This is a genomic window from Brevundimonas sp., from assembly GCF_035626975.1.
In the GTDB taxonomy this organism is placed as follows: domain Bacteria; phylum Pseudomonadota; class Alphaproteobacteria; order Caulobacterales; family Caulobacteraceae; genus Brevundimonas.
The window spans coordinates 93307-117570 of the sequence record NZ_DASPMQ010000055.1 but is presented as its reverse complement, the minus strand read 5'-3'; the positions used below and the strand labels follow the sequence as shown (position 1 = coordinate 117570).

Genomic DNA, 24264 nt, shown 5'->3' with positions numbered 1-24264 from the left:
GACGGCGCGCCGCCCTAGGTTCGGAGCGTGAACCTCCGCTCGCCCGCCTTCGCCATCCTGTTCGCGGTCAGCCTGATCGCGGCGGCTGGCAATATGGGACTGCAGTCGGTGCTGCCCACCATCGGGCGCGAGTTCGGCCTGCGCGACACCCTCGTCGCCGGAGCCTTCGCCATCAGCGCCCTGATGTGGACGCTGACCTCGCCCTACTGGGCGCGTCTCTCGGACAAGCTCGGCCGGAAGCGGGTGATAATGATCGGCCTTGGCGGTTTCGTCGCCTCCATGGGCGGCTTCGGTCTTGCCGCCAGTTCGGGCCTTGAGGGCTGGCTGGCGGTGTTGGTGGCATTTGGGCTCATGGCGGTGGCCCGCACGGTCTACGGCGTCTTCGGTTCAGCCGCACCCATCGCGTCCCAGGCCTATGTCGCTGACCGCACGAGCCCCGGGCAGCGGACCCAGGCGATGTCCCTGCTGGCTTCGGCACAGGGTCTCGGCACCGTGGTGGGGCCGACGCTCGCGCCCGTCTTCATCCTACCGTTCGTGGGTCTGGCCGGTCCCATGCACGCCTTCGCCCTGTTCGGCGGGATCATGCTGCTGATCGTGTGGTTGAAACTCCCCAGCGGCGACGCCGTTCGCACTCCCTCGCCCAGCGGTCGAAAAGCCGACGCCGCCAAGGGTCTCTGGAAGGATCCGCGGGTGCGGGACTATCTGATCTACGGCCTGCTGGTGACCGGAGCCCAGGCGATCAACATCTCTGTGCTTGGCTTCCACATCATCGACGAACTGGCGGTCGAAGGCATCACCTCCGGCCAGACAGCGTCCTTCATCAGCATCGCGATGCTGGCCGGGGCGGCCGCGACCCTGATGGTCCAGTGGGGCCTCATCCCGCTGCTCAAACTGCAAGCGGCCGACCTGATGCGCTGGGGCGCAGCCCTGGCGCTGGTCGGCAACCTGATGAGCATTGTCTCGCCCGGCTATTACGGCGTCGTCGTCGGCTATGCGGTGATGTCGATGGGCGTCGGCTTCGCCCGGCCGGGATTCACCGCCGGCTCCTCGCTATCCGTGGGTCCGCACGAGCAGGGGGCCGTGGCGGGACTGATGATGTCGCTGGCCGGCCTCAGCTTCCTCGCCCCGCCGGTGATCGGGGTGGCGCTGTACGAACTGACCGAGCCGGCGCCCTTCATCGCCAATGTGCTGCTGCTGGCGGCCGCCACGGCCTTGTGTTTCGTCAGTACGCGCCTTCGCGCAGGCCCCCCGGACCTGCCGGGTCGCGACGAGACCCCCTCGCCGGAGACGCCGCCCGCCTCGCAACCCGGCCCGGAAGGAAACCGCTGACACGGACCCCGGCGCTTCCGGCCGCTATCGCGGCGAGCGACGCGGCCTTTTCAGCGTCGAAAAGCCGTGTCAGAGCGACGGCATGGAAATCGCCCGCATCGAAAAACGCATCGGCGTCCGCGCGCCCGCCGATCGCATCTGGGAGATTCTGGCCGATCTTCCGGCGTGGGAGCGCTGGAACCCGATCGAGACCGGAGTCGAGGGAGCCATCGCCTATGGCGGATCGCTCGCCCTGACCGAGACCATTTCCGGCCTCCCGGAACGCCGGGTGGCCGCCCGCGTCGGAGAATGGCAGCCCAACGCCCAGCTGGTCTGGGCCGAGAAACGCGGTCTCTGGTTCAGCTCGCTGCGATATTTCGAAATCGACGAGATCGAACCCGGCAGTTGCATCTTCGCCAATGGCTTCATCTTCTCGGGCCTGCGCGGCGAGATGCATTTCGACCGGCACCGCAAGGCGTTGCGCGCCGCGGTCGATTCGGTGGCCGAGTCGCTGAAGTCAGTCGCGGAACAGACCTAGCCGCCCCTCGCGGTTGACCGAGGTCAACCGCCCTTGGCCATCGTGTCCTGGATGCTGATGATCGCCGGCGTCAGGATGACGATGAACAGCACCGGCAGGAAGAACAGGATCATCGGCACGGTCAGCTTCGCCGGCAGCGCCGCCGCCTTCTTCTCGGCGGCCGAGAGGCGCATCTCGCGGTTTTCCTTGGCCATGGTCCGCAGCGCCGACCCCAGCGGCGTGCCGTAGGTTTCGGCCTGGGTCATCGCCGTGGCCACCGATTTGACGCCGGGATGGTTGGTCCGCTTGGCCAGCCCCTCATAGGCCATGCGCCGGTCGGGCAGATAGCTGAGCTCGGCGGACAGCAACGTCATCTCCTCGGCCAGATCGATCGACGAACCGCCGATCTCCTGGCTGACCTTCTGGATCGCCGCCTCGATCGACATGCCCGCCTCGACGCAGATCAGCAGCAGGTCCAGCGCATCGGGAAAGGCCTGCATGATCGAGGTGCGGCGCTTGGCGATGCGGTTGGCCAGAAAGATGTTCGGCGCATAAAAACCGATCACCGCCGCCACCATGCAGATGGTCAGCCGGATCATCACCGACAGGCCGAAGTCGTTGAGGGCGAAGACGTAGAGCGCCGCCAGCGCCAGCATGACGAATGGCATCGAGAAGCGGAAGAAGTAGAAGGTGGTCAGCGGCTTCGGGCCGCGATAGCCGGCCTGGGCCATCTTGTCCGCGACCTTCGGATCCTCCAGCAGCTTGTTCAGGTTCAGCCGTTCGACGACACGCTTCTTGAAGCCCTCGTCGGTGTGCCGGAGGTTTTGGGGACCGCTGCTCTGGGCGGCGATCGCCTGACGGGAGCGGCGCTTCAGCTCCTCGCGCCGCACGGCTACCGCCTTCATTCGCCCTTCCAGCTTGGCCTCGCCGCCGAGCGCGCCGAGCAGGGTCACCATGGTCGCGAACACCAGCACGCCGACGCCCATGCTGAGCAGGTTCTGCAGGTTGGTGAAGAAGCCGATGATATCGCCCATGACCCCTCCCTAGAACTTGAACGAGATCATGCGCTTCATCACGAAGACGCCGAGGGACATCATCAGCACCGCGATCAGAAGCATGAACTGACCGCGCGGCTCGGTGAAAAGCTTGGCCATGTAGGCCGGGGTGGTGACGCTGACCAGGATCATGACGGCGGGCGGCAGCGCGCCAATGATGCCGGCGGAGGCGGTCGCCTCGGACGACAGCGCCTTGATCTTCTCGCCCATCATCTTGCGGGCCCGCAGCACGGTGGACAGGTTGCCCAGCGCTTCAGCCAGGTTGCCGCCGGTCTTTTGCTGAATGCCGATGACGATGGCGAAGAATTTCAGCTCAGGCGTCGGCATGCGCTCATACATCTTTTCCAGCGCCTGCTGCAGGGTCAGGCCGACGCCCAGTCCCTCGACCAGGGTCTGGAACTCCGCGCCCAGCGGAGCCGGGCTCTCGCGCGCGATGATCTTGAAGCAGTCGTGCACCGGCAGGCCTGACTTGATGCCCCGGACGATGACGTCGACGGCGTCCGCGAAATGGCTGCCGAACTTCTTGCGCCGGCTCTTGCCCAGAAAGCCGACCACCCAGCGCGGCAGGCCGAGGCCGAAGACCACGGCGGCGCCGAGCCCGATCAGGATGTTGAAGCCGAACACCAGGGGAGCCAGGAAGGCGATCACCGCCAGCACGGCGCTGATGATCCAGAAGGTCCGCACGCTGGTGGCCAGGCCCGCCTGCTTCAGCTTGGCGGTGAGGCTGATCCGGGCCTTGCGCTGGGCGCGTTCCGACTCCTGCAGTTGCTGCAGAATCTGTTTGCGGCGGGCTTCCGGCGTGTTGGCCGCGGCGGCCTTGCGCGCGGCGGCCATGTTCTGCTTCGGCCCGCCGAAATTCTGCGCGCGCTTGACCGCGGCGTCGGAAGAATCGCCGCCGCCCACAAACGCCCAACCCAGGCCGCCAAGGGTGACGAAGGCCAGAACCGCCGCGAGGATGGGGAGCATCGCCGCCTACTCCGCCGCGTCGAGGGCTTCGGCCAGTTCGCGCTCCAGGCCGTAGTAGCGGGCGCGGTCCCAGAAGCGGGGACGGGCGATGCCGGTCGACCGGTGGCGACCGATGATCTTGCCGTTCTCGTCCTCGCCGGTGATCTCGTAGACGAACAGGTCCTGGGTGACGATCACATCGCCTTCCAGACCGACCACCTCGGTGATGTGGGTGATGCGGCGCGACCCGTCGCGAAGGCGCGCCGCCTGGATGATCACATCGACCGAGCCGACGATCATCTCGCGGATGGTCTTGGACGGCAGGCCGTAGCCGCCCATGGTGATCATCGATTCCATACGGCTGATGGCTTCGCGCGGGGAGTTGGCGTGGAGCGTGCCCATGGAGCCGTCGTGGCCGGTGTTCATGGCCTGCAGCAGGTCGAACGCTTCCGGTCCGCGGACCTCGCCGACGATGATCCGCTCGGGGCGCATCCGCAGACAGTTCTTCACCAGATCGCGCATGGTGATCATGCCCTGGCCCTCGAGATTCGGCGGCCGGGTCTCAAGACGCACCACGTGCGGCTGCTGCAGTTGCAGCTCGGCGGCGTCCTCGCAGGTGATGACGCGTTCGGTGGGATCGATGAAGGCGGTCAGCGTGTTAAGCAGCGTCGTCTTGCCCGAACCGGTGCCGCCCGAGATGACGAGGTTGCAGCGCGACGCGCCGATGACGCCGAGCACGCGGGCGCCTTCGGGACTGATGGAGTTGTACTCCACCAGGTTCTTCATCGTCAGCTTGTCTTTCTTGAACTTCCGGATCGTCAGGGTCGCGCCGTCAATGGCCAGCGGCGGGGCGATGACGTTGACGCGGCTGCCGTCGGGCAGGCGGGCGTCGCAGATCGGCGAGCTTTCATCGACGCGGCGGCCGACCTGCGACACGATCCGCTGGCAGATGTTCATCAGCTGGGTGTTGTCGCGAAAGCGGACATTGGTCAGCTGGACCTTGCCGCCGACTTCGATGAACACCCGGCCCGCGCCGTTGACCATGATGTCGGCGATGTCGTCGCGGGCGAGCAGCGGCTCCAGCGGCCCGTAGCCCAGCACGTCATTGACGATGTCCTGGACCAGGGTTTCCTGCTCGGCCACCGACATCGAGACGTTCTTGATCGCCACAAGCTCGGCGACGATGTCGCGGATCTCTTCCGACGCGGCCTTGGTGTCCAGCTGCGCCAGCTGGGCCAGGTCGATCGTGTTCATCAAGGCGTTGAAGATCGTCGTCTTGGTGGCGTGGTAGTAGTCCGACTGTTCGCGGACGATCTCGGCGACAGCCTGGGCCTTCTTCAGCTGTTCGAAGCCGGGCGTGGCCTTGGGACCGGGTGCATTCTTTGGCGCGGCCGTGGCGGCAGCGGGCCTGGGACGCGTAGCCAGCGCGTCGAGGCGGTCGGCGGCCTCGGAAGCGGGCTTGGCGTTATAGGATTCAACGCGGCGCTCTTCCCGGTCCAGCTCGGCGACGTCGCCGCCGAACGCGAAGGCCTGGGTCTGGACGCCGGAATCCGGTTGAGGCGCGAACGGAGCGTCGGCCGGCGCGGGGCGCGGGGCCGGGGCTGGGGCTCCTGGCTGACCTGTGCGCTTGCCGAACACGCGTCAGGACTTCTTCTTGAACAGGCCGGAGAACATCGACCGGCCCTCGCCCTTGCCGGCGCCGCCCTTCGGCCCGGTCAACATCGGCAGTTCGCGGCGCGAGACGATCTGGGCCAGCATCTGGAAGGCGTCGGCCGCTTTGGACTTGGCGCCCGAGTCGAGGATCATCTGGCCGTTGTTTGCGGCCGTTCCGAACACCTTGGGATCGAACGGGATGATCAGGCTCGGGTGCACCCCCAGGGCCGCGCCGAACTCCTTCGCGGGAATTTCCGGGCGCCCCGGGACGCCGACCTGATTCAGCACCAGCCGTGGCGGCGCATCGTTGGGACGGCCCTGACGGATCAGGTCGATCATGTTCTTGGCGTTGCGAAGACTGGCCAGATCCGGCGTCGCGACCACCACCACCTCGTCGGCGGCGATCAACGTACGGCGCATCCAGCCCGACCAGAGGTGCGGCAGGTCAAGCACCACGAAGGGCGCCGTCGAACGAATCTGCGTGGTCACCTCCTCGAAGGCTTCCGGCGAGATGTCCCAGTCCACGTCCAGGGTGGCGGGGGCGGCGAACAGGCTCAGCTTGTCGGTGCAGCGGACCATCATGCGGTCCAGCAGGACCGGGTCGAGACGGTCGGGCTGACTCAGGGCGTCGGCGATGCCGTTCAGCGGATCCTGGTTGAAATCGAGACCGGCGGTGCCGAACGGCAGATCGTAGTCGACGATCACCGTGTTGGCGCCGATCCGCTCGCTCATCGCATAGGCGGTATTGTGCGCCACCGAGCTGGAGCCGGTCCCGCCCCGGGCGCCGACGAAGGCGATCGATCGGCCGACGAAAGGCTGGGCCGGATCGGAGAACAGTCCGCCGATGGCCGCGATCAGCTGCAGCGGCTGAAGCGGCGCGACCAGATACTCGCTGACTCCCCGCCGCATCAGTTCCCGGAACAGGAGGATGTCGTTGGTGGCGCCGATAACCACCACCTTGGTGCCCGCGTCGCAGACCTCGGCCAGCTGGTCGACTTCCCACAGCAGGGTCTGCGGGTCCTTCAGGCATTCGACGATGATCAGCGGCGGCGTCGGCTCGTGCTGATAGGCCTCGACCGCCGCGGCGACGCCGCCGACCCGGATCTGGGTCGTGGCGCGCGACAGACGGCGATCCTGGCCGGCGCGTTCGGCGGCGGCCAGGGTGTCCTGACGTTCGGCGAAGACGTGGATGGCGATGCGCGGCACCGAAACCTCGGGCCCGCCCCCGCCCAGCGCGGGCGGCGAGAACGCCGCCGAGGCGCCGGCGACGAGGTCGCCGACGGGATTGAAACCGGCCACGGTCGGAACCTGACCTTGCACCGGCGCAGCGGGATACGACGGGGCCGCGGCCACGGTCGGCGCCGGCGCCGCCACGACCGGGGTGGTGAACTGCAGCGGCGGACGAGCCGCCTCATCGTCCAGTCCCATGCCGCCCTGGGCCGGCGCGAACGACGGGCCGGGATCGCCGGGTCGAGCGCCCGACGCGACATAGCCCATGTCGAGGTCGAACTCGTCCTCGAAGTCTTCGGCCGGGCGCGGGGCGAAGGCGTTGGTCATGGTCAGGCTATTCCACGGCCCGGGCGATACGGCCCTGGACCAGCTCTTCTTGCGGAGCCGAGGTGACTTCGCCCCGACGGTAATTGTCGAACACCACCGCGGCCCGGCCGGAGTCCGCCGGACTGATCGGGCGATGACCGGCGATGTCGCGGGGATCGGCGATCTGGGCCGCGAGGTTGGCGTTTATGGCGCAGCCCAGGCCCATGGAGCCGGCATTCGAGAACCGACCGTCCATGGAGCGCGGTTCCGCGGCGCAGTTGGGGACCACGGCCCGGACCGTCTCGAATCCGGCGAGAATGGGCGCCCTCGGATCCGGCGCGGCGTACGAGGCGACGACGATCCGCTCGGCCGGCAAGCCAGCCGACTGCAGCGCCGAACGGACGGCCCAGGTCTGACGCGCCGCCGCCGGATCGTCACCTGAAGGGCCCTCGATCCGGATCCAGCCGTTTCCGGAGGCCAGATAGCGGCCCGCCAGATCGTTGAGCGCGGCCTGCTGGTTCGATGACAGACCGTCCTCATGCACGGCGAGAGCGATCCGGTCCAGGCCCGGCTCGACCCGAAGGGAGTAGCGCGACAGCGGCGTGAGCGGCTGCGTGTCGGGCGTGCCGGTCGAAGCGCAGCCGCCCAGGACGGCGGTCGCAGCGACAGTGAGGAGAAGGGCGCGCATCATCGGGGGCCTCATTCGATCACATAGCCCACGGGGCCGCTCCAGCCCGCGTCGGCGGCGTCGGCGGCGACGTTCGGGCGGCCATAGTGCTGGTTCAGCTGGCCGAACAGGATGGTCTGGGCGTCGTTGGCGATCTGCAGCCCGTCGGCGGGCGTCTGCATGCGCCCCGGCGACGTCGGCGAGACGATGTAGGCCTCGACGATGATCACCAGTTCGGTTTCGCCCGAGAGATAGTCGCGCGACCGGAACAGCGCCCCGAGCACCGGCAGGTCGCCGAGGCCGGGCAGCTGGTCGATGTTCTGCCGGGTGTCCTCGCGCAGCAGGCCGGCGATCATCAGCGATCCGCCCGAGGGCAGTTCGACGGTGTTGGACGCGCGCCGCACGTTGAGGCCCGGGATGACCAGGGCGGTGCCGCCTCCGGCGCCGCCCCCCAGGGTGAAGGCCCCCAGCGACGTCAGTTCGGAGACCTCGGTCGACAGCTGGAGCGAAATCCGGCCCGGCGACAGCACGATCGGCCGCACCGCCAGACGCACGCCGTAGGGTTTGAACTCGATCGTCACCTTGATGCTGTCGCCGTCGGTTTCCTGCCCGACCGGCACCGGGAACTCGCCGCCCGCCAGGAATTCGGCGCTCTCGCCATTGGCGGTGGTGATGTTGGGTTCGGCGAGGATGCGGACGAGGCCGGCGCGTTCGAACGCACGCAGCGATGTATTCAGCCTGCTGCCGTCACCGGCCGAGTCCTGGTAGTTGATTATGCCGCCGCCGAGCTGGTTGCCGGAGACCGCGAAGGTCGCGGCCTGCGTCAGCGAGAGGCCGTTGCCGACGCTGGCGAGCACGGCGGTGGCGTCCAGGCCGAGCTGCTTCACGGCGGTCCGCTGCACCTCGACGATGCGAGCCCTGACGGTGATCTGATCCGAGCCTTCGATGGTCATCATATTGATGACCTTGTCGGGCGTCGCGACGAAGGCGCGGGCGACCTGGCTGGCCCGGTCGGCTTCGCCCGGGCTGAATACGGTGCCGGTCAGGATGACGCTGTCGTTGACCGCCTCGGCGTGGACATTGGCGCCCGGCATGACCCGGCTGAGCGTGTCCTGGAGCGCCGACACGCCGGCGTCGACGCGGATCCGCAGCGACAGAATGGTGCGGCCGGCGTTGTCCAACACGACGGCGTCGGTCTCGCCCGGCGACAGGCCGATGATGGTGATCCGGCGCGGCGAATGCAGCATGGCCTCGGCCACCAGCGGGTTGGGCACGATAACGTCCCGGGCGTCGGCGGGCAGGTCGACGGCCATCGACGAACCACGCGGCAGGCTGATCAGCTGCGACTGCGAACCCATGGATACGGCGGCCCGGGTCTGGGCCTGCACCTGCGAGGCGGGCGGCACGGCGGCCGCCAGCAACCCGGTCAGCGCGACAGCGGCGAGATAGGTCAGCGGGCGCCTCATTGAACCACCACCACTTCAGGCGCGCCGCCGCGATAGACGCGGACAGCGGCGGATTGGCGCGGGCCGGCCGAGACGCGGCCGGAAGGGCCGCCCGTGTCGGCGTAGGAGCGCAGGGTCAGGCTCAGTTCGCCTTCGGACTTGGCCAGGGCGAGCGCCTCGGCGTCACGCGGACCGACCTCGAGGGTCGCCGTCGCGCCGATCACGGTCTGCTCATCGTCGCCGGCGCGGGTCGACTGGTCGATGGCCAGGACCTTGATGTTCTGCATGACCGTGGCCGAGGTGAATTTGGAGCGGTCGCCCTCGCTGGCGCCCAGGTTGCCGAGCGTGGTCTCGCGCGTCAGCACGACATCAACGCGGTCGCCCGGAAGGATGAAGCCGCCGGCGGCGGTCTCGACCGTGACGCGAATGGCCATGGCGCGCATGCCCGGCTCGAGGTAGGCGGCCATGTAGCCGCTGTCTCCGGCGCGGACGATCTTGCGCATCACAATGGGTTCGCCCGCGAGAATGGGTTCGCGCACCACCGAGCCGACATAGTCCGCCTTGGCCCCGCCGGTCGCGAGATTGGTCGCGGCGCGGGTCACCGTGGCGACAGCGCCGGTGGGCTTCGCGTCCGCCTTTTTCGGAGCTGCGGCGGCGCCGGCGGCGGGGATCGGCACCGTGCCGTCCGTGATGAAGGCCGGATTGACCTCATCGACCGGCCAATCCTTCCATTCCATGTCGGACTCGTCGAGCCGTCTGCCGGCCTGCAGGTCCTTGGCGGCGACCAGCACCTTGGCCATGGGCCGGACCTCGACGGGCGCGGCGGTGGCCACGGCGGTCGGTTCCTTCGAAGGGGATCCCATGGCGCGCACGACCAGGGCCAGCCCGATGGCGGCCACGGCGGCGACGCAGATCACGATGATACGGGCGGGCTTCATCGACTGTCTCCGGCAGGGCCGGCCGGACCCGTGATCGGTCCTTCGGCCCCCTACCGTTAACGAACATGGCGGGTGCGGGTTAACGTGGGCCTAAGTGCGCCCGGCGGGGTTCGACCCGCTGCGGCAGGGGCGAGCCTAGCCGGCCAGGAAGGCGACCATCAGGGGGGAGGCCGGGTAGGCGACCAAGGCCCCCGCGGCGATAGCGACGCCGTATGGAATGTGGCCCTTGGGCTCCATCAGCCGGGCGACCCAGCCGGACCTGTTGGCGACATAGGGCTGCAACCAGACCCGGGCGAAGAGCAGGGCCAGGCAGAACAGGCCCCCGATCACCGCGGTCGTCAGCACGAACACGCCGGACCCGGGGACCCCCAGCCACAGGCAGGTTGAGGCCATCAGCTTGACGTCGCCGCCGCCCAGAAGGTGCAGGGCGAAAAGGCCCATCCCGATCAGCAGGGCCGCCGCGGCGACGCCTGTGTGGATCGCGAGCGCCATCGGCGCGAGGCCCAGCAGCAGGGCGGTCGGATAGAAGCCGAGGATCAGCAGGCCGGAGATCCAGTTCGGGATCTTCATCGACGTCAGATCCTTCAGCCCGGCGACGATGGCCAGGGCGGGAAGAATGGCGAGCAAGAGCAGTTGCAGGGCTTCCATCCGCCTATCCTGACCTGGCGACCTTTAAGGCCGCGTTGCCTGGCGCACAAAAGCAAAGGGCCGGAGCGTTTCCGCTCCGGCCCTCGCCTGGTTCAAGACGCTACGACGCTTAGGTGGCGCCGATGGCGGTGGCGACCTTGCCGAACTGGGTCGAGATGTTGGTGCCCAGGGCGGTGACGGCCGCAATGATCACCACGGCGATGAGGGCGGCGATCAGACCATACTCGATGGCCGTGGCGCCCGACTCGTCGGACATGAACTTCGAAATGAACTTCTTCATGGTCATGGTTCCCTTTTCAGAAGAGGAAGCGAGCTACTAACGCGGGGGGGAGCCGGTAGCCCGCTTGACCCCCAAAACGCACCGTCGTTATCGCCCATATCGGTTAAGGCGAGGTCGCCGGGCGTGGTTACCGGAAGATTTACTGCAAAATCCTCAAACTTGACGGTTCAAAACACCCTTTCATCGCGCTGTGACTGGCCTTGGCCGGTATTCCAGCGCGAGTTTCAAACTTTATTGAGGTTTCGAGGTCAGGTTCGCCGTCACGCTCCCGCGCGCGCTCGCTCTATGGACACCGTCGCCATGACCCGCACCAATCGTCTGCTCCTCGCTCTCGGCGCCGCCGCCCTGCTGGCCGGCCCCGGCCTCGCCGTGGCCCAGTCCGGACGCATCAGCGTCGAGATCGACCAGGCCCAGCGCGTCCAGTTGAGCGGCCCGGCCGGGTCGGTCATCGTCGGCAACCCCGAGATCGCCGACGTCACCGTGGTGGACGCCAACACGCTGTACATCACCGGCAAGGGCTATGGCGTGACCGAAGTGGTCGCGGTCGATCCGATCGGCCGCACCGTCTTCCAGAGCCAGGTCGTCGTCACCGCCGGCGACGGCGCGGGACGGGTCCGGGTCTGGCGGGGCGCCCAGTCGACCGAAATGGCCTGCGCCGCTTCGTGCTCTCCGTCCGTGCGGGGAACCAGCGGTCCCGCGCCCGCCGCCCAATAGGCTGCCTTGAGCCCGCGCCGTCGCCGCTGGACCTTTGGAGGCCGCCCGTTTCGGCGCGGCCTGCTGCGCAACCGCGACGGATCGGCCGCCGTCGAGTTCGGTCTGGTGGTTCTGCCCTTCTGCGTCATGATCTTCGCCATCCTCGAAGTGGCGCTGATCTTCACGCTCGACTCCGTGCTCGAGAACGCGGCTATCGCCACCGGCCGGCTGGTGCGCACCGGCCAGGCCAGCGCCCAGGGCATGACCGCGGCCCAGTTCAAGGCGAACCTGTGCAGCCGCATGAGCATCTTCTCGGGCGACTGCGCCACCAACGCCACCATCGACGTGCGAGTCATCCCCCAGTTCAACACGACGCCGCCCGATCCGCTGGCCGGAGACGGATTCGACCAGAGCGGCCTGACCTACGCCAACGGCAACCCCGGCGACCTGATCCTCGTGCGGGTCTGGTATCAGCATCCGCTGCTGACGACCTTCCTGTCCCAGGGCCTGTCGCAGGTGGGCGACCGCACGGCCATACTGACCGCGACCACCGCCTTCCGAAACGAGCCCGCCGGATGAAGCGCAGTCTGATCAGGCGGCTGACCGGCGACGAGCGCGGCGTCTCGGCGATCGAATTCGCCATGATCGCGCCGGTGCTGATCACCTTCTACATGGGCATGACCGAGTTCTGTCAGGGCTTCATGGCCCAGAAGCGGATGGGCCACGTCTCGGCCATGGTCGCGGACCTGGTGGCCCAGGAGGAGACGGTGACGCCGGCGGCGATCGACGACATCTTCAACATCGGCGACCTGATGATGAAGCCGTTCCCGGTCACGACGCTGCATCAGCGGGTGTCCAGCGTCACCAATGTCGGCGGCGTGCCGACGGTGGATTGGAGCCGCGCCGACGGCATGTCGGCCCGCGGCGTCGGTTCGACGATGACGCTGCCGGCGGACCTGGTCGCGGCCGGCGAGAGCGTGGTCGTGGCGGAGGTGACCTACGACTACGACTCGGCCGCGGACTATCTGATGCCCGGGCTGACACGGTTTTCGCATACCTATTATCTGCGGCCGCGGACCGTCGACAAGACGCTCTGCCCGACCTGCCCCGCGACCTGATCCCCGCCGGTCAGGGCTTCGCGCAGGGCGAGGATCTTGACCTCGGTCTCGGCCAGTTCCGAAGCCGGATCGCTGTCGGCGACGATGCCCGCGCCGGCCAGGGCCCGAAAGCGCCAGCGCCCTTCCGACCGTTCGAACGAGGCCGTGCGGATCAGCACCGAGGCGGTCAGTCCGCCGTCGCCGTCGAGGTGGAACAGGCTGCCGCACCATGGTCCGCGCGGCGGCTCGTGGGCGGCGATGACCTTCATGGCCTGATGCTTGGGCGCGCCGGTGATCGAGCCGGGGGGGAAGGTCGCGGCCAGCAGGTCGGCGACGCCGGTCCCGGACCGGGCCGTTCCGGTCACGGTCGAGACCAGGTGGTGCACGGTCGGGTGGCTCTCGATCTCGAACAGGCGGTCCGCCGCCACCGTGCCGGGCTCGGCCACGCGGGACAGGTCGTTGCGCATCAGGTCGACGATCATCAGGTTCTCGGCCCGGTCCTTGGCGCTTGAGCGGAGCTCGGCGGCGAGGGCGGCGTCCCGGGCGGGATCGGCGTGGCGCGGGCGGGTGCCCTTGATCGGCCGGGTCTCGATGCGGCGGCTTTGGGGGTCGAAGGTCAGGAACAGCTCGGGCGAGTTGGAGACCAGGGCCCGGTCGCCCAGCCGCCAGAAGGCGCCGTAGGCCGCCGCGCGGCCGGCCAGCCGCAGCATCACGTCGAACGGGTCGGCGCCGGCCTTCAGTTCGCCGGACCAGGCGCGGGCGATGTTGGCCTGGAACAGCTCGCCGGCGGCGATGCGATCGACCACGTCGGCGACGGCGGCGAGATAGGCCCCGGGCGGCGCCTCGGCCCGCATCTCCGGAGCGGGCGGCGGCGGGAACGGCGCCTCGACGGCCTGCGCCAGCCAGACTTCGGCGCCGTCGGCGGCGGCCGCCGCCGAGGCGGCGTCGGGGCCACGGCCCGTGACGGTGACGGTCCCGTCCCGGTGGTCGAAGGCCAGCATGGCGGGGTAGCGGGCCAGCATCAGGTCGGGCCAGATCTGGGGGCGCGGGCCTGTGGCCGGTCGGGCGCCCGCGTCGTAGGCATGGAGGCCGACGACGCCGCGCGACAGGGCGGGATCGCGCAGCCGGTCGAGGTGGTCGGTCTCGCCGGTCCAGTCGGGATCGGCGGCGACGAAGGACCAGCGGCCCAGCGGCCCCCCGTCCGAGAGCAGGGCCAGCGCTCCGTCGCGGTGGCGCAGGCCGGCGGCGACGGCGAGGGGATCGCGCCAGGGCCGGACGCGGGTCTCGCTCGCCTGGAAGGGCTGGATCACGCCGCCAGCCGTTCGCCGATACGGTCGCGCAGGGCCGCGTCGACGCCGAGCGCCTGTTGCAGATAGCCGTCGATCGAGCCGTGGCGGGCGGCGACCTCGGCCAGGGCGGTTTCGAGATAGACCGGCTCGACGCCGAGGAAGGCGACGACGGCGTCGTGGGCGGCGCGGCGGCCGGTCATGGCCTCGAGCTGCCGGGCGATGGCCGGGGCGCGGCCGGCCAGGTCGACGGCGGTGTTGGTGAGGAGGAAGTCCCCGATCATGTCGTCCGGATGCACGCCGAGCAGGTGGTGGGTCAGGGCCGCGAGGAGGCCGGTGCGGTCCTTGCCGGCGGCGCAGTGGATCAGGACGGGGCCGTCGGCCTCGGCCAGGGCGCGGAAATAGCGGGCGAACAGGTCGAGATGGGCGGGCTCGAACGGCAGCTGACGGTAGGTCTCGGTCATGAAGCGGCGGCCGGCGTCGATGGTCAGGTCGGCGGTCTTGAGGAAGGTGATGTGCGGGGCCTCGCGGCCGTCGTCGTGAGCGCTCTCGATGACCTGGCCCGTGAAGCCGGGCGGGCGGCGCGAGGGCTGGTCGCGGCGCTCGCCGGGGCGGCGCAGGTCGACCACGGCGGCGAGGCCGAGGCCCGCGAGCCGCTGGAGGTCCGCCTCCGAGGCCCGGGCGTGGTGGGCCGAGCGGAACAGCCGGCCGGCGACCACGCGCCGGCCGGCGGCCGAGGCGTAGTCGCCGTAGTCGCGGAAGTTGTCGAGGGCGTCGAAGCGCTGGATGCGGCCGGTCATGCCGCCTGTCTAGCCCACGTCCGCGACGCTTCCCACCGTTGCGCTCACGCCTTTCCGACGAGGCCCTGCATGGCGTCGAGGTAGGCGACGAAGGCGCGGCGGCCCTCGGCCGTCATGCTCGCCTCGGTCAGGGGCTTGCGGCCCTCGAACCGTTTGACCACCGCCACGAAGCCGGCGTCCTCGAGCTTTCTCAGATGGACCGAGAGATTGCCGTCGGTGGTCTGGAGCCGGGCCTTGAGGGTGTTGAAGTCGGCGCTCTCCACCCCCGAGAGCACGGCCATGATGCCGAGCCGGACGCGGCCGTGGATGACCTCGTCGATGCGGTTGATGTCGAAATCGTCCGCCACGCTCAGCCCCTCGCCGCCCGCATCAGCAGGAAGCCCGGAAGCCCCATCAGCAGGAAGAGGGCGGCGGCGTAGGCCAGGTATTGTTCAGCCGTACCGACCAGAAGGGCGATCAGGGGCGCGGCCGCGAAGGAGGCGATGGCCAGCATCCACAGCGGCCGGGAGCGCTGCATGGCGGCGGTGACCGCCCAGCCGCTGCCGTAGAAGACCATGATCATCGACGGCATCAGGGCGAAGCCGACCATGACGGCGTCCTCGCCGAGGCGCCAGCCGAGGACGGCCATGGACGCGGACAGGGCGAAGATGCCCCAGCCGACCGAAGCCCAGGCCGTGCCCGAGGCGCGGTTGGCCGAGGTCTCGACCCCGCCGGCGCGCTTGAGCGCGCGGATGACGAGGACGAGCGCGGCGAAGAACACGACGGTGACGCCGGCCCAGATGTAGTTCACCGCGTCCATTTCCAGCCCGGCGAGGCCGGAGGCCACAGCCCAGTGGCCGAGGCTGGCGGCGCCGTAGAGCAGGCCGGCGGCGAACAGGATGGAGGCGCCCTGCATCGGCGCCTGACGGCCCTCCTCGGCGAGGCGGCGCATCCAGGCGATGTCGGCGGCGGGGTCTTCGGTCTTCTCGGTCATCATCGGTCGGGTCCTTTCAGAGTCGGCGGCCGGAGGCCAGCCACAGGCCCGGAAGCAGGGCCACGAGAGCAAGCGTCGCCGCCTGCAGCAGATACTGGTCGGCCGTGCCCAGACGGGCGGCGACGACGGCCGCCCCGCCGGCGGCGACGGCCGCGATCAGGGCCATGCCGGCCCGGCGGGTGCGCGCGAAGGCGATCGTCCAGGCGAGGCCGTAGAGGATCAGGGTGGCGACCGAGAGCCACGGCATCAGGCCCCAGTCGCCGGTGACGGCGGAGGCGCCGGCCAGGGCGAGGGCGGCGCCGACGATCAGCAGGATGGCGCGGCGCGACCAGCCGGCGGCGCGGCGGGCGGCCTCGCCGCCGATCGTCCGCAGACGGATCAGGGCGGCGATGAACACGCCGGCGGCGACCAGCCAGTTGAGGCCCAGCGTCGCCTCGTGCCACGGCAGGGCGCCGCCGAGGACGCCCCACTGGACCAGGTTGGCGGCGCCGAACACCGCGCCGGCCAGCAGCAGCACGCGTCCGGCGCAGACGGCGACGGTCGGCCCGGAGGGCGTGTCGGCGAGGGTGTGGGTGGCGGCGGTCATCGGTCTCCCCTTGTGTGTTTCGACCATGCACGAAGCACTTTGTGTTGTAAAGTGCATTGTTTGAGGGCAGCCTGGACGTGAGACGGGAGGCGTGGGCGGAGCGTCCGGGCTTCCGCCCGGAGACCGTATGGATTGTGTGTTTCGGCAGAAGACAGACGCTCCGCGCGGACGGTTTTCGACTGCGCACGGGCGGATAGGACTCGATCTTATCGAGCTGCCCTTCTGCGCGCCGCGGGCGGGGGTGGCGACGACCACCTCCCGGACCGGTGCGGGTACTCCTCCCCGCCCCTGAGCCGTCCGGTCTTGCACCCGGCCGACTTCCGCTGCCGATCAAATGAGATCGGCGCGGCCCGCTCCCTCCACTCCCGCCGCCGCTTCGGATCGCCGGCCGAGCGAGCCTCCCTTGCGACGGGACGCCAGTATTATGCGCCCGCCGGATAGCGTGCGCAGGAAGCGGGGAATTCCAGCAGGCGATGTCGTTGATCGGGTAGGGAATTGAGTCGCCGAACCCGACTATGAATTCCCGGATTGTCAGCACAGCGTCACGGCGCCTGCGCCGCCCCCTCCACCCCGCTTCGCGCGGTCCCCCTCCCCATCTGCGATGGGGAGGTGAGGACGGGTTTCACCTCCCCACCCCGTGGGGAGGTGGCCGGGCCGCGATCAGCGGACCGGACGGAGGGGGCGGCGCGGGCCGCGGTCCCCGGGCCGGGCCCCGCCGACGGACCGGACGACGTCGCTCGTTGAACCCTGCACCGGGAGCCGGCCTCGCAGAGCCTGGCCGGGTGGTGAGGGAGCGGGAGGATCGACATGAATCGTTATCGGACGGCGACAGCGATGGCGGCGGCGGCCCTGCTGGTCGCGACGGCGGCGGCGGCGCAGCAGGGGCCGGGCGGGGGACCGCCGCAAGGTCCGCCACTGGGGCCGGCCACCCCGATCCAGGACGGCGAACTGTTCGAGGCGTGGAACGCGCGGGTCAGCGCCGGCCCTCCGGTCGGGGTCATGCCCGAGTTCGACGGCTGGAGCATGGGCACGGCGATGCCGCTGGCCCGCTCCGAGCATTCGGTGGCCGAGTTCGACGGCCGGATCTGGGTGCTGGGCGGCTACCCGCCCGGGCGGCTCCCGTCCAGCCTGGTGCAGATCTATGACCCGGCCACGGGCCGCTGGACGCTGGGGCCCCGCCTGCCCCGGCCGCTGCACCACATGATGGTCGCGGCCGTCAGCGGCAAACTCTATGTGATCGGCGGCGAGGCGGACGGCGCCAGCACCGGGCGGCCCGAGGTCTACCTCGACCAGGTCTGGATGCATGATCCGGCGGTCGGCGGATGGGTCGAACGCGCGCCGATGCCGACCGCGCGCAGCGGCGGCGGCAAGGCGGTGATCGACGGCCGGATCTATGTGGCCGGCGGCCGCCCGCCCGGGGGCCACGCCTTCGAGGTCTACGACCCGGCGACCGACACATGGGAAAGGCTCCCCGACCTGCCGACCCAGCGCAACCATCTGGCCATGGTCGCCCTGAACGGGAAGGTCATCGTCGCGGGCGGCCGCTTCGGTCCGGGCGCCGGGGCCGAGCGCACCGACATCGTCGAGATCTACGATCCCGCAACCCGGGCCTGGACCCGCGGCGCGCCGCTGCCGGCGCCGCGGGGCGGGATCACCGGCGCGGCCCACGCCGGCTGCATGTTCGTGTTCGGCGGCGAGGGCGAACCGACCCATGTGCTGGGCCTGACGCCCAACACCTACTCCTACGACCCGGGCGCCGACCGCTGGACGCAGCTGCCCGACCTGCCGATCGCGGTGCACGGGCTGAAAGGCGCGGCGGTGATCGGGGGGCGGATCTTCCTGCCGGGCGGCGGGATCACCCTGGGTGGGAACAGCGGGACGAATGCGATGCAGGTGTACCGGCCGACGATGCGTTGCGAGTGAGGGGGGCCGAGGCGGCGGCGGTGGCCGTCAAATTCGGCGAGGGCTTCGAACGCTGAGCAGGGCGAGACCGAGGAGCGTGCCGGTAAGGCCGACCAGCAGAACGACGAGCGCCTCGGCGTAGCCGGGAGCGTAGATGGCGAAGGGGATCGGCGGGTTCATATTGATCAGCATGAGCCGTGCGTTCGCCGCGCCATAAAGGGCGCCCATGACGCCCCATCCGAATGCGCCGCCGACGCCGATCAAGGCGCGAGGTCGCGCGCCGGCGCGCACGCTGATGATCCCGATCGCGGCCGAGACGACCGACAGCACCACACACGCCTTCAGCACGAGGTCCATGTAGATCGGGAAGAGCAACGCGTGGTGGGGGCGCATCCCGGCCAGGTTCATCATCCAGACGAGGCCGGCGAGGGTGACGACCCAGGCGGCGCCCAGGGCGACGAGCAGGACGCGGGTCGGCTGGGCCGTGGGGACGTCGCCGGTCATTCGCGGAGTGTGCGGGGGATCGGGGTGCGCGGCAAGCGGGCGTCAGTCCGGCTCCCCGGTCGGGCCAGCGGATCGTTCTGCGGGAGCCGCCGCCGGCGGATAACGGGGATAGGTGACAAGGATGTCCCCGTCCGTCAGTCTGGTCGCCTCGGGGGGAGGGCTGACATGGCGATACAGGGACGGCACGGCTGGTTCTTTCCGGAGCTGGCGCTGGCGATATCGCTGACGGCCTTCGCCGGGTTCGCCCTCACCTATCTCGGGCCGCTGGCCGCAGGGACCTACGCCCCGGTGTCATGGGCGGTGCACGCCCACGGGATCGTCTATCTGGCGTGGTGCGCCTTCCTGCCGGTGCAGGCGGCCCTGCCCCGGCGCGTCTTCAGCCTGCACCGGGCCCTGGGCGTCGGCAGTCTGCTGCTGGCGGCGGCGATGGCCTTCACCGGCTTTCTGGTCATCGGGGTCAAGGTGCAGGCGGCGCTGGCCGGCGAGGGCCCGGACTTCTGGAAGGCGTTCAGCCTGCCGATCGCGGCCGGGCTGGTGCTGTTCCTCGGCTTCTACATCGCGGCCCTGCTCAACCGCGGCCGGCCGGAGTGGCACAAGCGGCTGATGATCAGCGCCGGCGCGACGGTGATCGCGGCGGGGACCTGGCGGCTGTGGGTCGGGGCGTTCGGCTCCAACGACTGGGCCATGCCCGCGGCGCTGGCCTCGACCAAGCTCTTCATCGTGGCGGGCATGGTTCATGACTTCGCCACGCGGCGCCGGGTGCATCCGGCCTGGTGGGTGGGGCTGGGCGTGTCGGTGGCCGTGGAGGCCGGCAGTCTTCTGGCCGTGGGCACGCCGGTGGAGCTGCCGCTGGCGCGGGCGATCGCGAGCTTCGCGGGGGTGTTCGGGTGGATGTACTGAGGGGGGCGGGCGTCAGTCCGGCTCTTGCGGCGGCGTCCAGTCCGGGTCGGTCTCGGGGAACCAGTCGGCCGCGAGGTCCAGCCATCCGGGGATGTCGCGCTCGATCAGCGCCAGCTTCCAGTCGCGCAGCCATTTCTTGATCCGCTTCTCGCGCCGGATGGCCGCGGTCACCCAGGCGTGGCGCTCGAACCAGAGCAGCCGGGTGCAGTCGTGGTCGTCGGTGAAGCCGGGGAAGGCGTGGGTCCTGTGCCGCCACACCCGGGCGACAAGGTTGGCCGTCATGCCGGTGTAGAGCGTCCCGTTCCGCCCGCTGCCCATGATGTAGGTGGCGATGAAGGTGCGGCGCGTCCTCATGCGTGCAAGTTACGCGCAACCGGGAGTTTCGTCACGACCCGTTCCTGCTTTCGTCATCCTCCGGCGGGCGCAGCGAGACCGGAGGACCCAGCGGCGCCGAAGGCGACCTGTTCAGGCAGGCTGTTTCGGGCGGCGGCGCTCCCGACAGGGTCGCGCTCGCGCGCGCCGCTGGGTCCCCCGGTCTGCGCCGCGAAGGCGCGGCTTGCCGGAGGATGACGAAAGGAGGGAGAGGGTATCGCCAATGCCCCGGAGTCTTTAGGAAATCTCAACCGATGCGCAAGCAGATATGGTTAACGGAGACCGTGTGATGCTTTCGACAATTGGATATGAGGGTGCCCGCCCGGATGACTTTATCGGGACGCTACGGCTTGTGGGCGTTCAAATGGTCGTCGATATCCGCGATCGGGCTCAGTCGCGCCGCCCTGGTTTTTCGAAGTCGGCTCTCCGCGATTCCCTAGAAGCGCAAGGCATCGGCTATATTCATCTGAGAGAGTTGGGCGACCCCAAGGAAGGTCGCGACGCTGCTCGCTCTGGCGATTTTGCAAAGTTCCGCCGAACCTACGCGGCGGTTCTCCAGACGGACCAGGCCTCTGAAGCACTTGAGCAGATCGCCGCCCTTGCTCGGCAGATGAGCGTGTGCCTGCTCTGTTACGAACGCGATCACCACGAATGCCATCGCAAGATCGTTGCAGATTACCTCGAATCGGTTGTTGAGTATAAGGTTCGCCACCTAGGAGTGCGATCCGATGTCTCGCTTGGTAAGCTTGCCGGACAGTTGCGTGATCTTGGTGAAGGCGCTCCCGCATAGGAGTAGCAACTACTTCGAAACCGTCTGTTGCGCCGGCGTGGGCACCGACATGCGCTGGCGCAGGCTCTACCCCGTCGCTTTCCGTGTTCTCGATGACGAGAAGCAATTCCGTCGTTGGGACCGCCTATCTTATCGCTTCACGCAACCGTCTGATGACCGTAGGCGCGAGAGTCAAAAGGTCGATCCACAGAGCATTGCGGTAACCGGCAGCCTCTCAGCAAATGAACGCTCGCGGGTCGCTCGTCTTCTTACCCGAGAATGCCAGAAACACGCGGAGTCGCTCGGGGAGAGCCTGACCCTCGTCAAGCCGGACAACGTCAGTTTCGTCTGGAAGCGGAAGTCAGACGCGGCAATCGAAAGAGAGCGGCAGAAACACACGGCACTCACCTCGCAGCTTTCGGCGTTCGAGCGGCAAGTCCAACCCCTCGTGCCATGCCCCTACACATTCCGGTTTTCGTGGATTGACGGGGCAGGCGTAGCTCGCAGACACACCTGTGACGATTGGGAAACGTCGACCGCATTCTTTCGCCGCAGGGAGTCGCTACATAGTGAGGCAGAGGCTCTCAAGTCACTTCGCGGGACCTACGAGGACGACTATGTCCGACGGGGAGTTCGGTTCGCCTTGGGGACGCACAAGCGAAGGCAGGAACAATGGCTGCTCGTCGGCGTCATCCGCGTAGACGACAGCCCGCAGACTGAACTCCCGCTTTGAGGCCCCGCATCAATGCACCCGCGCCTTCCCGATCTCCAGCCCGCCCTCACCCGCTGACACCGCAATCACCGACCCGTCCTCGATCTCGCCCGCCAGCAGTTTGCGGGCGATCGGGTCGACCAGTTCCTTCTGGATGACGCGCTTGAGCGGCCGGGCGCCGTAGACCGGGTCGTAGCCCTTGTCGGCGAGCCAGGCGGCGGCGCTGTCGTCCAGCGCCAGGGTCAGGCGGCGGTCGGCGAGGAGCCTTTCGAAGCGGGCCAGCTGGATGCGGACGATGCCGGCCATCTGGCCGCGGCCCAACCGGCGGAACAGGATGATCTCGTCGATGCGGTTGAGGAACTCGGGGCGGAAGTGGGCGCGGACCTGCTCCATGACGTAGGGGCGGACCGTCTCGACGTCGTCGCCCTCGGACTGGCCGGCGAGAGCCTCGGAGCCGAGGTTGCTGGTCATGATGATCAGGGTGTTCTTGAAGTCGATCACCCGGCCCTGGCCGTCGGTCAGGCGGCCGTCGTCGAGCACCTGCAGCAGGACATTGAAGACGTCGGGGTGGGCCTTCTCGACCTCGTCGAACAGCACGACCTGATAGGGCCGGCGGCGCACGGCCTCGGTCAGGGCGCCGCCCTCGTCGTAGCCGACGTAGCCGGGGGGCGCGCCGATCAGGCGGGAGACGCTGTGCTTCTCCATGTACTCCGACATGTCCATGCGGGTGATGGCGGCCTCGTCGTCGAACAGGAACTCGGCCAGGGCCTTGGTCAGCTCGGTCTTGCCGACGCCGGTGGGGCCGAGGAACAGGAAGCTGCCGAGCGGGCGGTTGGGGTCGTTGAGGCCGGCGCGGGCGCGGCGCACGGCGTCGGAGACGGCGGCGAGGGCCTCGTCCTGGCCGACCACGCGGCGGGCCAGGGCGTCCTCCATCTTGAGCAGTTTCTCGCGCTCTCCCTCCAGCATCTTGTCGACCGGGACGCCGGTCCAGCGCGAGACGACCTGGGCGATCTGTTCGGCGTCGACGACCTCGGGCGTGAGCGGCCCGCCGCCGCCGGCCTTGCCGGATTCGGCCGCCTCGGCCTCGGCGAGTTGTTTCTCGATCTGGGGGATCTGGCCGTAGGCGATCTCGGAGGCGCGGCCGAGGTCGCCGGCGCGCTGGGCCGAGGCCAGTTCGGCGCGCAGGCGGTCGAGGGTCTCGCGCAGCTGGGCGCCCTGGCCGACCTTTTCCTTTTCCGACTTCCAGCGGGCGGTCAGGTCGTCGGACTGGCCCTCGAGCTCGGCGATCTCGTCCTCGAGTTTTTCCAGGCGGGCGAGGGAGGCCTTGTCGGTCTCCTTCTTCAGGGCCTCGCGCTCGATCTTGAGCTGGACGGCGCGGCGGTCGATCTCGTCGAGGGCCTCGGGCTTGGAATCGACGGCCATGCGCACGCGACTGGCGGCCTCGTCGATCAGGTCGATGGCCTTGTCGGGCAGGAAGCGGTCGGTGATGTAGCGGTTCGACAGGGTGGCGGCGGCGACGATGGCGCTGTCGGAAATGCGCACCCCGTGATGGACCTCGTACTTCTCCTTGAGCCCGCGCAGGATCGAGACGGTGTCCTCGACGCTGGGCTCGGCGACGAAGACCGGCTGGAAGCGGCGGGCGAGGGCGGCGTCCTTCTCGACGTGCTTGCGGTATTCGTCGAGGGTGGTGGCGCCGACGCAGTGCAGGTCGCCGCGCGCCAGGGCGGGCTTGAGCAGGTTGGAGGCGTCCATGGCCCCGTCGCCCTTGCCGGCCCCGACCAGGGTGTGCATCTCGTCGATGAACAGGACGATGCCGCCCTCGGCGGCGGCCACCTCGTTGAGCACGGCCTTGAGCCGCTCCTCGAACTCGCCGCGGTATTTGGCGCCCGCGATCAGGGAGCCCATGTCGAGGGCCATGACCTTCTTCTCGCGCAGGCTCTCGGGCACGTCGCCGTTGACGATGCGCAGGGCCAGGCCCTCGACGATGGCGGTCTTGCCGACGCCGGGCTCGCCGATCAGCACGGGGTTGTTCTTGGTGCGGCGGGCGAGGACCTGGATGGTGCGGCGGATCTCCTCGTCGCGGCCGATGACCGGGTCGATCTTGCCGTCGCGGGCGGCCAGGGTCAGGTCGCGGGCGTAGCGTTTGAGGGCGTCGTACGCGTCCTCGGCCGAAGCGGAGTCGGCGGTGGCGCCCTTGCGGATCTCGTTGATGGCGGCGTCGAGCGTGTCGGGCGTGGCCCCGACCGAGGCCAGCACGGTGGCGGCGACCCCGCCCTCGCGGGCGATGGCCGAGAGCAGCCGTTCGGTGGTGACGAAGGCGTCGCCGGCCTTCTTCGAGGCCTGTTCGGCGGCGGCGAAGACGCGGGCGGTGTCGCCGTCGAGATAGAGCTGGCCCGAGCCGCCGGAGACCTGGGCGCGCTTGGACAGGGCGGTTTCGACGGCGCGCTCGGCGGCGGCCGGATCGCCGCCGGCGGCGGTGATCAGGGTGCGGGCGAGGCCGTCGCGCTCCTCGAGCAGCACCTTGAGCAGGTGTTCGGGGGCGAATTGCTGATGCCGGCGGGCGAGGGCCAGCGACTGGGCCGACTGGACCGCCTGTTTGGCGCGGTCGGAATAGAGGTCGAGGTTCAAGGCATTCCCCTGATGAGGCGGAGTCCGGACCGCACGCCCTCACAAGCAAG

General features: G+C 69.2%; 26 protein-coding genes. 9 read left to right on the top strand and 17 right to left on the bottom strand.

The window, feature by feature from the left end; all coding sequences use genetic code 11:
- Positions 1–27: 27 nt before the first annotated feature.
- Positions 28–1329 (top strand): MFS transporter, encoded by a 1302-nt coding sequence (locus tag VEB62_RS14465; RefSeq protein ID WP_324801168.1) that lies wholly within the window; start codon positions 28–30, stop codon positions 1327–1329.
- A gap of 82 nt (positions 1330–1411) precedes the next feature.
- Positions 1412–1846, top strand: a complete 435-nt coding sequence (locus tag VEB62_RS14460) for an SRPBCC family protein (RefSeq protein ID WP_324801166.1) — start codon at positions 1412–1414, stop codon at positions 1844–1846.
- A gap of 23 nt (positions 1847–1869) precedes the next feature.
- On the opposite strand, the gene VEB62_RS14455 is transcribed toward VEB62_RS14460, so the two are convergent.
- The 9 genes from VEB62_RS14455 to VEB62_RS14415 form a co-directional block, all read right to left on the bottom strand.
- A complete protein-coding gene (locus VEB62_RS14455; RefSeq protein WP_324801164.1) occupies positions 1870–2859 on the bottom strand; it encodes a type II secretion system F family protein in 990 nt (329 codons plus the stop codon).
- A 9-nt stretch (positions 2860–2868) separates the two neighbouring features.
- Positions 2869–3846: a type II secretion system F family protein gene (locus VEB62_RS14450; protein ID WP_324801161.1), complete on the bottom strand. Its 978-nt coding sequence runs from the start codon at positions 3844–3846 to the stop codon at positions 2869–2871.
- A 6-nt stretch (positions 3847–3852) separates the two neighbouring features.
- Positions 3853–5463, bottom strand: a complete 1611-nt coding sequence (locus VEB62_RS14445) for a TadA family conjugal transfer-associated ATPase (RefSeq protein WP_324801159.1) — start codon at positions 5461–5463, stop codon at positions 3853–3855.
- 3 nt (positions 5464–5466) lie between these two features.
- Positions 5467–7035, bottom strand: coding sequence for a CpaE/TadZ family protein (locus tag VEB62_RS14440; RefSeq protein WP_324801156.1), 1569 nt, complete (start codon positions 7033–7035; stop codon positions 5467–5469).
- Between the two features lie 7 nt (positions 7036–7042).
- A complete protein-coding gene (locus tag VEB62_RS14435; RefSeq protein WP_324801154.1) occupies positions 7043–7705 on the bottom strand; it encodes a CpaD family pilus assembly protein in 663 nt (220 codons plus the stop codon).
- 8 nt (positions 7706–7713) lie between these two features.
- Entirely contained in the window at positions 7714–9147 is a 1434-nt protein-coding gene (locus VEB62_RS14430; RefSeq protein ID WP_324801151.1) for a type II and III secretion system protein family protein, read from the bottom strand.
- Positions 9144–10064 (bottom strand): Flp pilus assembly protein CpaB, encoded by a 921-nt coding sequence (gene cpaB, locus VEB62_RS14425; protein WP_324801148.1) that lies wholly within the window; start codon positions 10062–10064, stop codon positions 9144–9146. The genes VEB62_RS14430 and cpaB overlap by 4 nt, the downstream gene beginning before the upstream one ends.
- Positions 10065–10199: 135 nt before the next feature.
- Positions 10200–10712, bottom strand: a complete 513-nt coding sequence (locus tag VEB62_RS14420) for an A24 family peptidase (protein WP_324801145.1) — start codon at positions 10710–10712, stop codon at positions 10200–10202.
- A gap of 109 nt (positions 10713–10821) precedes the next feature.
- Positions 10822–10992, bottom strand: a complete 171-nt coding sequence (locus tag VEB62_RS14415; RefSeq protein ID WP_168047289.1) for a Flp family type IVb pilin — start codon at positions 10990–10992, stop codon at positions 10822–10824.
- A 300-nt stretch (positions 10993–11292) separates the two neighbouring features.
- On the opposite strand from VEB62_RS14415, the gene VEB62_RS14410 reads away from it, so the two are divergent.
- The 3 genes from VEB62_RS14410 to VEB62_RS14400 are packed head-to-tail and all read left to right on the top strand — an operon-like array spanning position 11293 to position 12803.
- A complete protein-coding gene (locus tag VEB62_RS14410; protein ID WP_324801142.1) occupies positions 11293–11706 on the top strand; it encodes a pilus assembly protein N-terminal domain-containing protein in 414 nt (137 codons plus the stop codon).
- A gap of 6 nt (positions 11707–11712) precedes the next feature.
- The gene (locus tag VEB62_RS14405) at positions 11713–12264 is read left to right on the top strand and encodes a TadE/TadG family type IV pilus assembly protein (protein ID WP_324801140.1); all 552 of its coding nucleotides are present in this window, start codon (positions 11713–11715) and stop codon (positions 12262–12264) included.
- A complete protein-coding gene (locus VEB62_RS14400; protein WP_324801137.1) occupies positions 12261–12803 on the top strand; it encodes a TadE/TadG family type IV pilus assembly protein in 543 nt (180 codons plus the stop codon). The genes VEB62_RS14405 and VEB62_RS14400 overlap by 4 nt, the downstream gene beginning before the upstream one ends.
- Here VEB62_RS14400 and VEB62_RS14395 read toward each other — a convergent pair.
- From VEB62_RS14395 to VEB62_RS14375, 5 genes are read right to left on the bottom strand one after another with little or no spacing between them, the layout of a single operon-like run.
- Positions 12746–14092 carry an anthranilate synthase component I family protein gene (locus VEB62_RS14395; RefSeq protein WP_324801135.1) on the bottom strand — a complete coding sequence of 449 codons (1347 nt, stop codon included), beginning with the start codon at positions 14090–14092 and terminating at the stop codon, positions 12746–12748. The two genes, VEB62_RS14400 and VEB62_RS14395, sit on opposite strands and share 58 nt — an antisense overlap.
- Positions 14089–14868, bottom strand: coding sequence for a tyrosine-protein phosphatase (locus VEB62_RS14390; RefSeq protein WP_324801132.1), 780 nt, complete (start codon positions 14866–14868; stop codon positions 14089–14091). The genes VEB62_RS14395 and VEB62_RS14390 overlap by 4 nt, the downstream gene beginning before the upstream one ends.
- Before the next feature lie 44 nt (positions 14869–14912).
- The gene (locus VEB62_RS14385; protein WP_324801130.1) at positions 14913–15215 is read right to left on the bottom strand and encodes a winged helix-turn-helix domain-containing protein; all 303 of its coding nucleotides are present in this window, start codon (positions 15213–15215) and stop codon (positions 14913–14915) included.
- A gap of 2 nt (positions 15216–15217) precedes the next feature.
- On the bottom strand, positions 15218–15841 hold the full coding sequence (locus tag VEB62_RS14380) for a hypothetical protein (protein ID WP_324801128.1): 624 nt from the start codon (positions 15839–15841) through the stop codon (positions 15218–15220).
- Positions 15842–15857: 16 nt separating this feature from the next.
- On the bottom strand, positions 15858–16427 hold the full coding sequence (locus tag VEB62_RS14375; RefSeq protein WP_324801125.1) for a hypothetical protein: 570 nt from the start codon (positions 16425–16427) through the stop codon (positions 15858–15860).
- Between the two features lie 807 nt (positions 16428–17234).
- On the opposite strand from VEB62_RS14375, the gene VEB62_RS14370 reads away from it, so the two are divergent.
- Positions 17235–18350 carry a Kelch repeat-containing protein gene (locus tag VEB62_RS14370; protein WP_324801122.1) on the top strand — a complete coding sequence of 372 codons (1116 nt, stop codon included), beginning with the start codon at positions 17235–17237 and terminating at the stop codon, positions 18348–18350.
- A gap of 27 nt (positions 18351–18377) precedes the next feature.
- Here VEB62_RS14370 and VEB62_RS14365 read toward each other — a convergent pair whose 3' ends face one another.
- A complete protein-coding gene (locus tag VEB62_RS14365; protein ID WP_324801119.1) occupies positions 18378–18833 on the bottom strand; it encodes a hypothetical protein in 456 nt (151 codons plus the stop codon).
- 165 nt (positions 18834–18998) lie between these two features.
- Between VEB62_RS14365 and VEB62_RS14360 the strand changes: the two genes are divergently transcribed.
- Positions 18999–19733 carry a hypothetical protein gene (locus VEB62_RS14360; protein WP_324801117.1) on the top strand — a complete coding sequence of 245 codons (735 nt, stop codon included), beginning with the start codon at positions 18999–19001 and terminating at the stop codon, positions 19731–19733.
- A gap of 12 nt (positions 19734–19745) precedes the next feature.
- On the opposite strand, the gene VEB62_RS14355 is transcribed toward VEB62_RS14360, so the two are convergent.
- Positions 19746–20087 carry a GIY-YIG nuclease family protein gene (locus VEB62_RS14355; RefSeq protein WP_324801114.1) on the bottom strand — a complete coding sequence of 114 codons (342 nt, stop codon included), beginning with the start codon at positions 20085–20087 and terminating at the stop codon, positions 19746–19748.
- A gap of 307 nt (positions 20088–20394) precedes the next feature.
- On the opposite strand from VEB62_RS14355, the gene VEB62_RS14350 reads away from it, so the two are divergent.
- Positions 20395–20895 carry a DUF488 domain-containing protein gene (locus tag VEB62_RS14350; protein WP_324801111.1) on the top strand — a complete coding sequence of 167 codons (501 nt, stop codon included), beginning with the start codon at positions 20395–20397 and terminating at the stop codon, positions 20893–20895.
- On the top strand, positions 20834–21607 hold the full coding sequence (locus VEB62_RS16765; RefSeq protein WP_524536813.1) for a DUF8758 domain-containing protein: 774 nt from the start codon (positions 20834–20836) through the stop codon (positions 21605–21607). The genes VEB62_RS14350 and VEB62_RS16765 overlap by 62 nt, the downstream gene beginning before the upstream one ends.
- Before the next feature lie 9 nt (positions 21608–21616).
- Here the strand turns inward: VEB62_RS16765 and clpB are convergent, their stop codons facing one another.
- The gene (gene clpB / locus VEB62_RS14345; protein WP_324801108.1) at positions 21617–24214 is read right to left on the bottom strand and encodes an ATP-dependent chaperone ClpB; all 2598 of its coding nucleotides are present in this window, start codon (positions 24212–24214) and stop codon (positions 21617–21619) included.
- Positions 24215–24264: the final 50 nt, after the last annotated feature.